Origin of the sequence: Enterobacter sp. SLBN-59, assembly GCF_024807915.1 — a bacterium.
Classification (GTDB): domain Bacteria; phylum Pseudomonadota; class Gammaproteobacteria; order Enterobacterales; family Enterobacteriaceae; genus Enterobacter; species Enterobacter asburiae_B.
Genome location: NZ_JANUFI010000001.1, coordinates 4,575,495 through 4,588,025, shown reverse-complemented (window position 1 = coordinate 4,588,025; position 12,531 = coordinate 4,575,495). Strand labels below are relative to the sequence as shown.

Sequence of the window (12,531 nt, the reverse complement as noted above, 5' to 3'; positions counted from 1 at the left end):
TCAGCGGGAAAACAGGCGCGTTTTGCTCATCAGCCAGGCAATGACAAGAAACACGCACATCTGCTGAAGCAACAGCAGCACCAGATTAAACTCGTACATACTCAAAACCGCACACGCTAAAAACGCGTAACATACACTGATGCGGGTTTACTTTCTTTGAAGCATCCCAAAAAAGCGCAAAATCGTGCCCGTTATCACACCTTTTTCTGAATATCGCGCATGCTTCGCATTGTTTGTTCAAAAATCAATCAATCCTTCCTGGTTCGCCAAAGTGGGTCTACAGTTAAGCTGGGAACGCGTAAGCCAGGGGGCGAATATGGCGCTTTACACGATAGGTGAAGTGGCACTCCTTTGTGATATCAATCCCGTTACCCTACGGGCGTGGCAGCGACGGTATGGATTGCTTAAACCGCAGAGGACCGACGGTGGGCATCGCCTTTTCAATGAGGCCGACATCGATCGTATCCGCGAAATTAAAAGCTGGATCGACAACGGAGTGCAGGTCGGCAAAGTGAAGTCCCTGCTGAGCCATGACGACCCGGACACGCAACACCTCTGGCGCGAACAACAGGAAACCCTGCTGCGGCTTCTGCAGGCGGGGAATCTTCAGCGCCTGCGCGCATGGATAAAAGAGCAGGGCCGCGACTATCCGGCACAGACGCTGATCTCCCATCTTTTCATTCCGCTCCGTCGACGTCTGCAATGCCAGCAGTCCACCCTGCAGGCGCTGCTCAGCATACTCGACGGGGTGCTGATCAACTATATTGCCGTCTGCCTTGCCTCAGCGAAGAACAAAGCCGGAAAAGATGCGCTGGTGGTCGGCTGGAACGTGCACGATACCACCCGCCTGTGGCTGGAAGCGTGGATTGCGACCCAGAAGGGCTGGCGCGTGGATGTCCTGGCGCACTCGCTGGCGCAGCTTAAGCCCGAGTTTTTCGACGGTCAGACCCTGCTGGTCTGGTGTGGAGAAGTGCCGTCCGCCACGCAGCAGCAGCTGCTGACGGAATGGAGAGAGAATGGTTACCCGGTTTATTCCCTTGGCCCGGATGAGCCATAACGGCATTTAATGGTTCATTAACAGCTGCGCTTCACCGTATAATTGTTCCGTTAACAACAGGAGCACATGATGAAGGCAACCAAACTGGCCATTATTACCCTTTTTGTCCTGATGGCCGTGAGCGGTATCGGCGGCGTGATGCTGGCAGGATACTCGTTTATTGTTCGCGGCGGTGTCGGCTGAGGTACAGCGCCAGCCGCTCAAAAAGGCGATCGACGACGATTGCCGCCAGCGCGACCAGCACCGCCCCCTGCACAATGTAAGCCGTATTAAACCCGCTCAGGCCGATAATAATCGGCGTTCCCAGCGTATTGGCACCGACCGTAGACGCAATGGTCGCCGTCCCGATGTTAATAATCACCGACGTGCGGATCCCGGCAATGATAACCGGTGCCGCAAGCGGCAGTTCAACCTTGCGCAGCCGCTGGCCGCGACTCATCCCCATCCCTTCAGCCACGCTTAGCACCGATGCCGGTACCGCCGCGAGGCCCGCCAGCGTGCCCTGCAGAACCGGCAGTACGCCGTATAAAATCAGCGCAATAATGGCGGGCTGCTGGCCAAAGCCCATCACCGGAACCGCTATCGCCAGCACCGCCACCGGGGGAAACGTCTGACCAATGGCCGCTATTGTCTCTACCAGCGGACGAAACTCCTTGCCCGCGGGCCGCGTAACCGCGATGCCTGCCCCTACCCCCAACACAACCGCGATGACGCTTGAAAGCGCCACCAGCCAGAGATGCGCCAGGGCGAGATTAATAAAGCTTTCCTGCTGATAAACCGGCCGCGGCAGCCCCGGAAAAAGGGCGTTAAACAGCGCCGCGCTGTGGGGCATCAGAAACAGTAAGGCGACAAAGAGCGCTACCAGCCAGAGGAGCGGATCACGCAGTGCCTTCACGCGTCACCTCCCCGGCCAGCAGATCGCGAAAATGTAAGGTTCCGCACGGCGCCCCGCGCGAGTCCGAGACGGGCAATACCTCGCACTGCCGCGCGACAAACGCCGAGAGGGCATCCCGCAGGCTCATCTGCGCCTGTAGAGGTTCGCCGCTCACCGGTACCTCCTCCCGACGCATATAGTCGCTGACCGTCCGCAGGGAGAGCAGCCTCACGCCCAGCTCGCTGCGGCCAAAAAACTCGCGCACAAAGTCGTTCTTCGGCCATGTTAATAGCTCAAGCGGCGAGCCCTGCTGCACCACTTCGCCATGATCCATCAGCACCAGATGGTCGGCCAGGCGCAGAGCTTCATCAATATCGTGCGTCACGAGAACGATCGTCCGTCCGAGAATGCGGTGAATGCGGGTCATCTCCGCCTGCAGTGCCCCGCGCGTAACCGGATCCAGCGCGCCGAAGGGTTCATCCATCAGCAGCACCTGGGGGTTGGCCGCCAGCGCGCGCGCCACGCCCACGCGCTGTTGCTGGCCTCCGGAAAGCTGGTGAGGATAACGATCGCGCAGCGCGGGCTCCAGCCCCAGGAGCGACATGAGTTCATCCACCCGGTCGGCGATTTTCACCCGCGACCATTTCTCCAGCTGCAGCACGGTGGCGATGTTCTGCGCCACCGTCCAGTGCGGAAACAGGCCGATAGACTGAATGGCATAGCCCATCCGGCGGCGCAGCTCCAGCACCGGCAGGCTGCGGATCTCTTCCCCGGCAAAGCGGATCAGCCCGCTGTCGTGCTCAACCAGGCGGTTGATCATCTTCAGGGTGGTGGATTTTCCCGAGCCCGAGGTGCCAATCAGCACGGAAAACGCCCCCTCGGCAAAGTTCAGGTTCAGGTGGCTCGCCGCCGGGCGACCGGCAAAGGTTTTACTGACATCATGAAATTCAATCATTGGCTCTTCTCCTGAGCAGCGCGAGCCATAAGGCAAACAGCGCGTCGACGACAACCGCCAGCGCAATCGTAGGCACCACGCCCAGTAACACCAGATCGAGGGCACTGCTGAGCAGCCCCTGGAACACCAGCGCGCCAAAGCCGCCCGCCCCAATCAGCGCCGCAATCACCGCCATGCCGACGGTTTGTACCGCCACCACCCGCAGGCTGCGCAGCAGCAGGGGCAGCGCCAGCGGGAGCTGAATTTTCCAGAAACACTGCCGCGCGCTCATCCCCATCGCATGGGCGCTTTCAAGCACATCCGGCGCGACCTGGCCCAGACCCGCGACCACGCCGCGCACCAGCGGCAGCAGCGCATACAGCACCAGCGCGATAAGCGCGGGCGTTAACCCCGTTCCGGCTATGCCGAGCGTTCCCAGCACCGGAAATGACTTCACCAGCCCCGCCAGCGGGGCAATCAGCAGGCCAAACAGCGCGACGGAAGGGATGGTCTGGATCACGTTGAGCACGGCAAAGACCCCACCCTGGCGTGAAGGATGACGATAGCACCACATGCCGAGCGGTATCCCGATCAGCAGAGCCGGGATCAGCGTGCCAAAAAGGATCGTCAGGTGTTGCGCCAGGGCATCATCAAACACCTCCTGACGGTTGGCGTACTCTTTCAGCAGCGAGAGATTGTTCAGCTCACCGCTGAACAGCAGGAACAAGGGAATGCACCATATCTGCGCGTTGAGCACCCAGCGCCAGACGGCGCTGGAGATGAGTCGACGAATGGCGTCGCTGCAAACCAGCAGACACAGCGCCAGCCACAGCCAGAGGCCGCTGCCCACCGTGGTTCTCGCCAGCGGACTTTCCGCTGACGCCATATGCGTCGCCGCCTGCCCGGCCCCCCAGAACAGGATGATAAACAGCCCTTCAGCGAGGAGCAGCGTCAGCCACTGCGCCGTGCGCCCTTGCCAGAATGAAAGAGCAACCCACGCGGCCAGCGCCGCCGTCAGCCACCACGGCGTAAAGGACCAGACGTCCCAGAGAGAGCGCCCCTCCCCTGACATCAGGCGGTTAGGGGCGACATTCACAAACGGCAGCGCGACCGCCGCGATGGCCACGCAGGCCAACAGCAGCAGTACGCGGTTATGACATTTTATTGGCACAGCCCTTTCCCGTTACTTCACAAGCCCTTGTTGTTTCAGGAAGTCGGCGGCCACTTTTTTGGCATCCAGCCCCTCGACGGCAATGCTGGCATTCAGCTGTTGCAGCGTTTTTTCATCCAGTTTTTCGAAGACCGGCTTGAGCCATTCTGCAATATCCGGATAGGCTTTCAGCACCGCCTCCCGCACGACCGGGGTCGGGGCGTAAATCGGCTGTACGCCTTTTGGATCGGTCAGGGTTTGCAGGCCGAGCGCCGCCACCGGGCCGTCGGTGCCGTAGGCCATTGCCGCGTTAACGCCGGAAGTTTGCTGCGCCGCCGCCTTAATGGTTACCGCCGTATCCCCGCCCGCCAGCGAGAGCAGCTGCGCCTGGTCGAGCTTGAAGTCGTAGGCTTTTTCAAACGCCGGGAGCGCGTCAGGACGCTCGATAAACTCCGCGGACGCTGCCAGCTTAAAGTCGCCCTTCTCTTTCAGATAGCGGCTGAGATCCGCCAGAGAGGTCAGCTTACCTTTCTCCGCCACGTCCTTGCGAACGGCGATAGTCCAGGTGTTGTTGGCCGGGGCCGGCGTCAGCCAAACCAGCTTGTTCTGTTCCGCGTCGAGTTTTTTGACTTTCTCATACCCGGCTTTGGCGTTTTTCCATGCCGGATCGTTTTCATCTTTGAAGAAGAATGCCCCGTTGCCGGTGTATTCCGGATAGATATCCAGCTCGCCGGAGGTGATCGCCCCGCGCACGACGGGCGTAGTGCCGAGCTGAACTTTATTGACGGTTTTCACGCCGTGGCTTTCCAGCACCTGCAAAATAATATTGCCGAGCAGCGCGCCTTCGGTATCGATCTTTGAGCCCACTTTTACCGGCTCCGCCGCCTGTAACGGCAGGCTTAGCGCCGCCAGCAGCACCGCAGATCCCAACATCCCCTTTGCAATCGTCATTCCGCTATCCTCATTTTTTTATCGCCTTTTTCAGAGGCTTGAGAGAAAAGCGTAGCTTAAAACAGCGGATTTACCCGGCAAAATGCCTTTTTAGCATAACGTAAGACGCATCCCCCGGAAGCCGGGGGATGCAAAGGAGGGAAGGTTACAGCAGCTCGAACTCGCCTTTATTCACGCGGGCGGAATCCACCCCGATAAAGACGTTAAACTTGCCTGGCTCCGCATCGTATTTCATCTGCTGGTTCCAGAACTTCAGCGCCTCAACGTCAATCGGGAAGCTGATGGTTTGGGTTTCGCCAGGCTTCAGATTGACCTTCTCGAAGCCGCGCAGCTGCTTAACAGGACGGCTCATCGACGCAGTCACATCCTGCACGTACATCTGAATCACCGTTGCCCCTTCGCGCTTGCCGGTGTTGGTCACCTCAACGCTGGCGGTAACTTTGCCGTCACGCTTCAGGGTCGGCGCCGACATTTTCACGTTAGAAACCTTGAAGGTGGTGTAGCTCAGGCCGTAACCAAACGGATACAGCGGGCCGTTAGCTTCGTCGAAGTAACGGGACGTGTACTTGTTCGGCTTGTCGGCGTTATACGGGCGACCGGTGTTCAGGTGGCTGTAGTAGACCGGGATCTGCCCGACGGAGCGCGGGAAGGACATCGGCAGCTTGCCCGACGGGTTGTAATCACCAAACAGCACGTCGGCGATGGCGTTACCGCCTTCGGTACCGGCGAACCAGGTTTCCAGAATGGCGTCAGCCTGCTGGTCCTCTTTCACCAGCGCCAGCGGACGACCGTTCATCAGTACCAGCACCAGCGGCTTGCCGGTGGCTTTCAGGGCGGCGATCAGATCGCGCTGGCTCTGCGGAATGGTGATGTCGGTACGGCTGGAGGCCTCGTGCGCCATACCCTGCGCTTCGCCCACGACCGCGACAACCACGTCAGACTGTTTCGCGGTATTCACCGCCTCGTCGATCATCTCCTTCGGCGTGCGCGGATCGACCTTCACCGCTTCCTCGTACTGGTTGAGGAAGGTGACGATGTCTTTATCGTTGGTGACGTTCGCCCCTTTGGCGTACACCACTTTCGCGTTATCACCCACGGCACTCTTAATCCCGGTCAGCACGGTCACGGACTGGTCGGCCACGCCTGCGGCAGACCAGCTGCCCATCACGTCGCGCTTGCTGTCGGCCAGCGGGCCCACCACGGCAATGGTGCCGGATTTTTTCAGCGGCAGCGTGTCGAGGCGGTTTTTCAGCAGCACCAGGCTTTCGCGCGCCACGTCACGCGCTTCTTTGCGGTGCAGGCGGCTTTCGGCGTTGGTATCTGCCGGGTCAGAATCCTTCGGCCCAAGATGACTGTACGGATCGTTAAACAGACCCATGTCGTATTTCACGTTCAGCACGTGGCGCGCGGCATCGTCCAGCTCCGCCATCGTGACCTTGCCGCTCTTCACCAGCCCCGGCAGGTATTTGCTGTAGTACTCGTCGCTCATGCTCATGTTGATGCCCGACTTGAGCGCCACGCGCACCGCGTCTTCCGGATCGGAGGCGGTACCGTGTTTAATCAGCTCTTTAATCGCGCCGTGGTCGGAAACGGTGATGCCTTTAAAACCCCACTGGTCGCGCAGCACGTCTTTCAGCAGCCATGAATCGGACGTCGCAGGCGTGCCGTTCAGCGAGTTCAGCGCCACCATCACCGCGCCGCTGCCCGCATCCAGCCCTGCCTTGTACGGCGGCATGTAGTCGTTGAACAGGCGCTGCGGGCTCATGTCGACGGTGTTGTACTCTTTCCCGCCCTCCACTGCGCCATAGGCCGCGAAGTGTTTGACGCTGGTCATCACCGAGTAGCGATCCGCCGGGCTTTTGCCCTGCATCGCTTCCACCATGGTTTTACCCATCGTGGAGGTTAAATACGTATCTTCACCAAAGCCTTCCGAACCGCGGCCCCAGCGTGGATCGCGCGAGACGTCCACCATTGGCGCCCAGGTCATGTTCAGGCCGTCGTCCGCCGCTTCATAAGCCGACACGCGCCCGACGGTTTTCACCGCGTCGAGGTTAAAGGAGGAGGCTAAACCGAGGCTAATCGGGAAAACGGTACGCTGGCCGTGCACCACGTCATAGGCAAAAAACAGCGGAATTTTCAGGCGGCTGAGATCCATCACCTGATCCTGCATCTTGCGGATATCCTGGCGGGTGACGGTATTAAAGATGGCCCCTACCTGCCCGTCTTTGATCATCTCGCGGATGGCCTCTTTCGGGTTATCCGGACCGACGCTGATAAGACGCAGCTGGCCGATTTTCTCATCGACCGTCATTTTCTTGAGCAATTCAGTGACAAACGCGTCCCGTGCTTCAGGCGTGAGCGGGTGATTACCAAACAAATCCTCTGCCAGCGCAGGTTGCAGCGCCAGGCTGACGGCGACACCTACAGAACATAGCCATTTCATGTCGTTTTACTCTCTCATCAATAACCGCCGGACGATCTCGGCCATACCGTGCGAAAAGCGCAGTGTGCCACAAACCCTCGAAACGTTGCAGGGTTATTCTCTGATTTTTCTCGTGAATACTCGACCGCTTAACAGTTAATCGCGCTATGCTTTACAGCGAGAAATTTGCCCCACCACAAGGAGTGGAAGATGACTTCTGTTCGAACAAACGATAACACGACTTTTATTAACGAACTGTCGCGCCTGGTTGGCTCCTCTCACCTGCTTACCGACCCGGCCAAAACCGCCCGCTACCGCAAAGGTTTCCGCTCCGGTCAGGGCGAGGCGCTGGCGGTGGTCTTCCCCGGCACGCTGCTGGAGCTGTGGCGCGTCCTGAGCGCCTGCGTCGCCGCCGACAAGATTATTTTAATGCAGGCCGCCAATACCGGTCTGACCGAAGGCTCCACGCCGAACGGCAACGATTACGATCGCGACATCGTGATTATCAGCACCCTGCGCCTCGACAAGCTGCACCTGCTGGATAAAGGCGAGCAGGTGCTCGCGTTCCCCGGCACGACGCTCTACTCCCTGGAAAAAGCGCTTAAGCCGCTGGGCCGTGAGCCGCACTCGGTGATTGGCTCCTCCTGCATTGGCGCCTCGGTGGTCGGTGGGATCTGCAACAACTCCGGCGGCTCGCTGGTGCAGCGCGGCCCGGCCTACACCGAGATGTCGCTGTTTGCCCGTATTGACGAAAACGGCAAGCTGACGCTGGTGAACCATCTGGGAATCGATCTCGGCGCGACGCCGGAACAGATCCTCAGCAAGCTCGACGACGATCGCGTGAAGGACGAAGACGTGCAGCACGACGGTCGTCATGCGCACGATCACGACTACGTGACCCGCGTGCGGGATATCGACGCCGATACGCCGGCGCGCTACAACGCCGACCCGGACCGCCTGTTTGAATCCTCCGGCTGCGCCGGGAAGCTGGCCGTGTTTGCCGTACGTCTGGATACCTTCCCGGCGGAGAAAAAGCAGCAGGTGTTTTACATTGGTACCAATCAGCCTGAGGTTCTGACCGAAATTCGTCGTCATATTCTGGGCGAATTTACCCATCTGCCTGTGGCGGGCGAGTACATGCACCGGGACATTTACGACATCGCCGAGCGTTACGGCAAAGATACGTTCCTGATGATCGACAAGCTCGGCACCGACAAAATGCCGTTCTTCTTCACCATGAAGGGCCGCACCGACGCGATGCTGGAGAAGGTGTCGCTGTTCAAACCCCACTTCACCGACCGCTTTATGCAGAAGCTGGGCAACGTTTTCCCGGCGCATCTGCCGGAGCGAATGAAAACCTGGCGCGATAAGTACGAGCACCACCTGCTGCTGAAAATGGCCGGGGACGGAATTGCCGAAGCGCAGTCCTGGCTGACCGAATTCTTCAAAAACGCCGAAGGGGATTTCTTTGCCTGTACGCCTGAAGAGGGCAGCAAAGCGTTCCTGCACCGTTTTGCCGCCGCAGGCGCCGCCATCCGTTATCAGGCGGTGCATTCAGAAGAGGTGGAAGATATTCTGGCGCTGGATATCGCCCTGCGACGTAACGATACCGAGTGGTTTGAGCACCTCCCGCCGGAAATCGACAGCAAGCTGGTGCATAAGCTCTATTACGGCCACTTTATGTGTTATGTCTTCCATCAGGATTACATCGTCAAAAAAGGGGTCGATGCGCACGAACTGAAGGAGCAGATGCTCGCCCTGCTGCGTGAACGCGGCGCACAATATCCTGCGGAACATAACGTCGGGCATCTTTATAAAGCCCCTGACGCACTTAAGCAGTTTTATCGCGAGAATGACCCTACAAACAGCATGAATCCCGGCATTGGTAAAACAACGCGGAAGAAATACTGGAAAGAGAGCGCGGACGCGGAGCAGCGCGTAACGCAAGCGTCTGATTAATTCCTATAGCCAAATTTGAGAGATTGTTTAGCGCGCCTTAATCGTAATAGAGTAACCGTCTGACGCCGGAGGAACGTTTCTCCGGCTTTCTATAACGAGGAGCAGGCACATCATGTCGGCTGTTGATGTTTTATCCGAGACCGAACTGGAAGTGCGCGATGCCCTTCCCGATGATGTGCATGCCATCGCCGCCATCTATGCATGGCATGTGCTGCACGGGCGCGCGTCATTTGAAGAAGTCCCCCCTACCATCGACGAAATGCGTCAGCGTATGAAAAGCGTGGCTGAGAGCGGTTTGCCGTGGCTTATCGCGCTGTATCGCGGCATCGTGGTGGGCTACTGCTACGCCACGCCTTACCGCCCGCGACACGCCTACCGCTATACCCTGGAAGAGTCGATTTACGTGGATGCCAGCATAACCGGGCGCGGTTTTGGCTCGGCATTAATGGATGCGCTGATCGCCCGCTGCGAGCAAGGCCCGTGGCGGCAGATGATTGCCGTTGTGGGCGATGGCAACAATAATGCCGGCTCGCTGCGGCTGCATAAAAAGCACGGCTTCGTGATTGTCGGTCAGCTGCGCAGCGTAGGCTATAAAAAAGGTGACTGGCGGGATACGGTGATTATGCAGCGCTCGCTCAACGATGGGGACTGGACGCTGCCGGAATAAACGCAAAACGGTAACCTGGGTTACCGTTTTTAGTGTTTTCTCCCTCTCCCACAGGGAGAGGGTCGGGGTGAGGGCATCAGCGCGCACAAACGACTCAGTCGTTCTGCGCCGTCGCCATCTGTTCCGCTTTCTGCTTTTTATACGTCAATGCTGCGGCCGGAACGGGCTGCACTTTCCCGGTTTCAATCCAGGTACGCAGGCGGCTCGCGTCCGCGAAGTGGGTATATTTGCCGAAGGCATCCATCACCACCAGCGCCACCGGCTTACCGTTAAACACGGTGCGCATCACCAGACAGTGTCCTGCCGCGTTGGTAAAGCCGGTTTTGGTTAACTGAATATTCCAGTTATCGCGGTATACCAGATGGTTAGTGTTGCGGAACGGCAGCGTATAGGCCGGGTTCGCAAAGGTCGCCATCTCTTCACGGGTGGTGCTGAGCTGACCAATCAGCGGATACTGTTTGCTGGCAATCAGCAGTTTCGTCAGATCGCGGGCCGTGGAGACGTTGTTGATCGACAGACCCGTCGGTTCAACATAATGCGTATTGGTCATCCCCAGCGCTTTGGCTTTCGCGTTCATCGCGCGGATAAAGGCGTCATAGCCGCCCGGATAGTGGTGCGCCAGGCTCGCCGCCGCACGGTTTTCAGACGACATCAGCGCCAGCAGCAGCATATTTTTACGGCTGATTTCACTGTTCAGCCGCACGCGAGAGTAGATCCCCTTCATCTCCGGCGTGTGGCTGATATCCACTTTCAATTTTTCGTCCAGCGGCAGATGTGCATCAAGCACCACCATCGCGGTCATTAATTTGGTAATCGAGGCGATCGGGCGCACCAGGTCCGGATGGCTGGCGTAGATCACCTTATTGGTGTTGAGATCGACAATCATCGCGCTGCCGGACGCAATTTGCGGCTGAGCAGCAGCGGCGGTCACCGCGGGCGTTTTAGCGACGGCCGGCACGGCAGCGGACGCACCCAGCAACAGCGCCAGGCTAAGTAAAGAGACTCGGAATTTCAGCATGGTGAGACTTCTGATAATTATTCACGCACGTCATGACGTACACCGCCTGTATCAACGGATAAACACAGGCTGGCTTCGGCATCATAGCGGTCACCGGGCGTTGTCGCCAGCGGATAATCGTGAACAGATGCTGCATTGCTGGCATTTACGCCAGCAATGCAGTGAACTCAGAAGAGACGGTATCCGTAACCCCAAAGAATAACCGTCAGCGCCAGTAGCGCCTCCAGTACCAGCACCCCGATAGCGAGTGTTGAACTGGAAAAACTCAGGCCTTCTTCTTTATTGATATTCAGGAAGGTTGGAACCCCCAGATACAGCAGATACCCGGTGTAAAAGAGGGCAATGGTACCGATCAGCGCGCACAGCCAGACCAGTGGATAGAGCGCAACAATACCGCTTAAGAACAGCGGGGTCGCGACATATCCGGCAAAAACCATACAGTGCGCCAGCGATGGACGTTGCGGGTAGTTACGCGCCATCCAGTGAATGACGCGCCCCATTATCGCCACACCCGCCAGCATCAGGCCATAAAAAACAATGGCCAGATAGAGCCCGGTAAACCAGGAAAGCTGAACCACGGTGCCATCACCGAAGTTCCAGCCGATTTGTGTTGTTCCGATAAAAGCGCATATTACCGGCACCGCAGCCATCAGCAGCACATGGTGCGTGTAATGATGCGAGACCGTCTCGTTCTCACTTTTAATGACATGCATTTCACGATCGGGATGGGAGAAAAGTCCCCAGACATGGTTCATAGCGCCCCCTTGTTGTCGGCCCGTCAGCGATACCTTAAGTATAATGCAGGCTTTAGATTATTTTCTGTACAGTGGGAAATTTCCGTTGATTTCCCCGCTGTTGATTCATGGGGTATATGATTAAACGAGGTAAGCAGAGGGAGATAACATTTACGTAATGGATATTAACGCACTCATTGAACAATATGGATATGCCGCGCTGGTCGTCGGTAGCGTGGCAGAAGGTGAAACCATCACGCTGTTAGGCGGCGTCGCCGCGCATCAGGGATTGCTGAAATTCCCGCTGGTCGTCGCTGCGGTCGCGCTTGGCGGAATGATTGGCGATCAGCTGCTCTACTTTCTCGGGCTGCGCTTCGGGCCCACGCTGCTTAAGCGTTTCGCAAAGCATCAGAAGAAAATCCGCCGCGCTCAACGGCTCATTCAACGTCATCCCTATCTGTTCGTCATCGGCACGCGCTTTATGTATGGCTTTCGCATTATCGGGCCGATACTGATTGGCGCCAGCCATCTGCCGCCAAAAATTTTCCTGCCGCTCAATGTTCTTGGTGCGATTGCCTGGGCGCTGATCTTTACGACGCTCGGCTACGTAGGGGGCGAAGTGATTGGCCCGTGGCTGCATAATCTCGACCAGCACCTGAAGCACTGGGCGTGGCTGATTCTGGTGGTGGTGGCGGTGATTGGGGTCAGGCTGTGGCTGAAGCATCGGGAAAAGACGCGGGATGAGGAGTGAGTGCGGTCTCCTCC

Annotated in this window: 12 protein-coding genes and 1 pseudogene; 5 read left to right on the top strand and 8 right to left on the bottom strand. The window is 58.1% G+C overall.

What is annotated here, in order from left to right; translation table 11 throughout:
• Window positions 1-9: 9 nt before the first annotated feature.
• Window positions 10-99 (bottom strand): annotated as a pseudogene (locus tag M2422_RS23945) (hypothetical protein); the annotation flags it as partial.
• 217 nt (window positions 100-316) lie between these two features.
• Between M2422_RS23945 and mlrA the strand changes: the two are divergent.
• The gene (gene mlrA, locus M2422_RS21895; RefSeq protein ID WP_029740179.1) at window positions 317-1,057 is read left to right on the top strand and encodes an HTH-type transcriptional regulator MlrA; all 741 of its coding nucleotides are present in this window, start codon (window positions 317-319) and stop codon (window positions 1,055-1,057) included.
• Between the two features lie 69 nt (window positions 1,058-1,126).
• Window positions 1,127-1,240, top strand: a complete 114-nt coding sequence (locus M2422_RS21890) for a protein YohO (protein WP_008500895.1) — start codon at window positions 1,127-1,129, stop codon at window positions 1,238-1,240.
• Here M2422_RS21890 and M2422_RS21885 read toward each other — a convergent pair.
• The 5 genes from M2422_RS21885 to bglX all read right to left on the bottom strand — a co-directional run bounded on the left by M2422_RS21885 (window position 1,215) and on the right by bglX (window position 7,409).
• A complete protein-coding gene (locus M2422_RS21885; protein WP_064672827.1) occupies window positions 1,215-1,952 on the bottom strand; it encodes an ABC transporter permease in 738 nt (245 codons plus the stop codon). The genes M2422_RS21890 and M2422_RS21885 overlap by 26 nt on opposite strands.
• Complete coding sequence (locus M2422_RS21880; protein ID WP_064672828.1) at window positions 1,936-2,886, bottom strand: ABC transporter ATP-binding protein; 951 nt, start codon at window positions 2,884-2,886, stop codon at window positions 1,936-1,938. The genes M2422_RS21885 and M2422_RS21880 overlap by 17 nt, the downstream gene beginning before the upstream one ends.
• The gene (locus M2422_RS21875; protein ID WP_064672829.1) at window positions 2,879-4,036 is read right to left on the bottom strand and encodes an ABC transporter permease; all 1,158 of its coding nucleotides are present in this window, start codon (window positions 4,034-4,036) and stop codon (window positions 2,879-2,881) included. The genes M2422_RS21880 and M2422_RS21875 overlap by 8 nt, the downstream gene beginning before the upstream one ends.
• A gap of 12 nt (window positions 4,037-4,048) precedes the next feature.
• Window positions 4,049-4,966, bottom strand: a complete 918-nt coding sequence (locus M2422_RS21870; protein ID WP_032658918.1) for an ABC transporter substrate-binding protein — start codon at window positions 4,964-4,966, stop codon at window positions 4,049-4,051.
• Between the two features lie 145 nt (window positions 4,967-5,111).
• Window positions 5,112-7,409, bottom strand: coding sequence for a beta-glucosidase BglX (gene bglX / locus M2422_RS21865; RefSeq protein ID WP_064672830.1), 2,298 nt, complete (start codon window positions 7,407-7,409; stop codon window positions 5,112-5,114).
• A gap of 189 nt (window positions 7,410-7,598) precedes the next feature.
• Between bglX and dld the strand changes: the two genes are divergently transcribed.
• Complete coding sequence (dld, locus tag M2422_RS21860; protein WP_064672831.1) at window positions 7,599-9,347, top strand: D-lactate dehydrogenase; 1,749 nt, start codon at window positions 7,599-7,601, stop codon at window positions 9,345-9,347.
• A 112-nt stretch (window positions 9,348-9,459) separates the two neighbouring features.
• On the top strand, window positions 9,460-10,014 hold the full coding sequence (locus M2422_RS21855) for a GNAT family N-acetyltransferase (RefSeq protein WP_048979983.1): 555 nt from the start codon (window positions 9,460-9,462) through the stop codon (window positions 10,012-10,014).
• A 94-nt stretch (window positions 10,015-10,108) separates the two neighbouring features.
• Here M2422_RS21855 and pbpG read toward each other — a convergent pair whose 3' ends face one another.
• Entirely contained in the window at window positions 10,109-11,032 is a 924-nt protein-coding gene (gene pbpG / locus M2422_RS21850; protein ID WP_023312453.1) for a D-alanyl-D-alanine endopeptidase, read from the bottom strand.
• A 167-nt stretch (window positions 11,033-11,199) separates the two neighbouring features.
• A complete protein-coding gene (locus M2422_RS21845; protein WP_033146018.1) occupies window positions 11,200-11,787 on the bottom strand; it encodes a Yip1 family protein in 588 nt (195 codons plus the stop codon).
• A gap of 157 nt (window positions 11,788-11,944) precedes the next feature.
• Here M2422_RS21845 and M2422_RS21840 point away from each other — a divergent pair, with 157 nt between their 5' ends.
• Window positions 11,945-12,517 (top strand): DedA family protein, encoded by a 573-nt coding sequence (locus tag M2422_RS21840; protein WP_032658928.1) that lies wholly within the window; start codon window positions 11,945-11,947, stop codon window positions 12,515-12,517.
• Window positions 12,518-12,531 lie beyond the last annotated feature (14 nt).

Bases quoted from the DNA above. Each gene is read 5' to 3' on its own strand.
- dld (WP_064672831.1), top strand. From the start codon at position 7,599: ATGACTTCTGTTCGAACAAACGATAACACGACTTTTATTAACGAACTG.
- pbpG (WP_023312453.1), bottom strand. From the start codon at position 11,032: ATGCTGAAATTCCGAGTCTCTTTACTTAGCCTGGCGCTGTTGCTGGGT.
- M2422_RS21845 (WP_033146018.1), bottom strand. From the start codon at position 11,787: ATGAACCATGTCTGGGGACTTTTCTCCCATCCCGATCGTGAAATGCAT.
- mlrA (WP_029740179.1), top strand. From the start codon at position 317: ATGGCGCTTTACACGATAGGTGAAGTGGCACTCCTTTGTGATATCAAT.
- M2422_RS21890 (WP_008500895.1), top strand. From the start codon at position 1,127: ATGAAGGCAACCAAACTGGCCATTATTACCCTTTTTGTCCTGATGGCC.
- bglX (WP_064672830.1), bottom strand. From the start codon at position 7,409: ATGAAATGGCTATGTTCTGTAGGTGTCGCCGTCAGCCTGGCGCTGCAA.
- M2422_RS21880 (WP_064672828.1), bottom strand. From the start codon at position 2,886: ATGATTGAATTTCATGATGTCAGTAAAACCTTTGCCGGTCGCCCGGCG.
- M2422_RS21870 (WP_032658918.1), bottom strand. From the start codon at position 4,966: ATGACGATTGCAAAGGGGATGTTGGGATCTGCGGTGCTGCTGGCGGCG.
- M2422_RS21855 (WP_048979983.1), top strand. From the start codon at position 9,460: ATGTCGGCTGTTGATGTTTTATCCGAGACCGAACTGGAAGTGCGCGAT.
- M2422_RS21840 (WP_032658928.1), top strand. From the start codon at position 11,945: ATGGATATTAACGCACTCATTGAACAATATGGATATGCCGCGCTGGTC.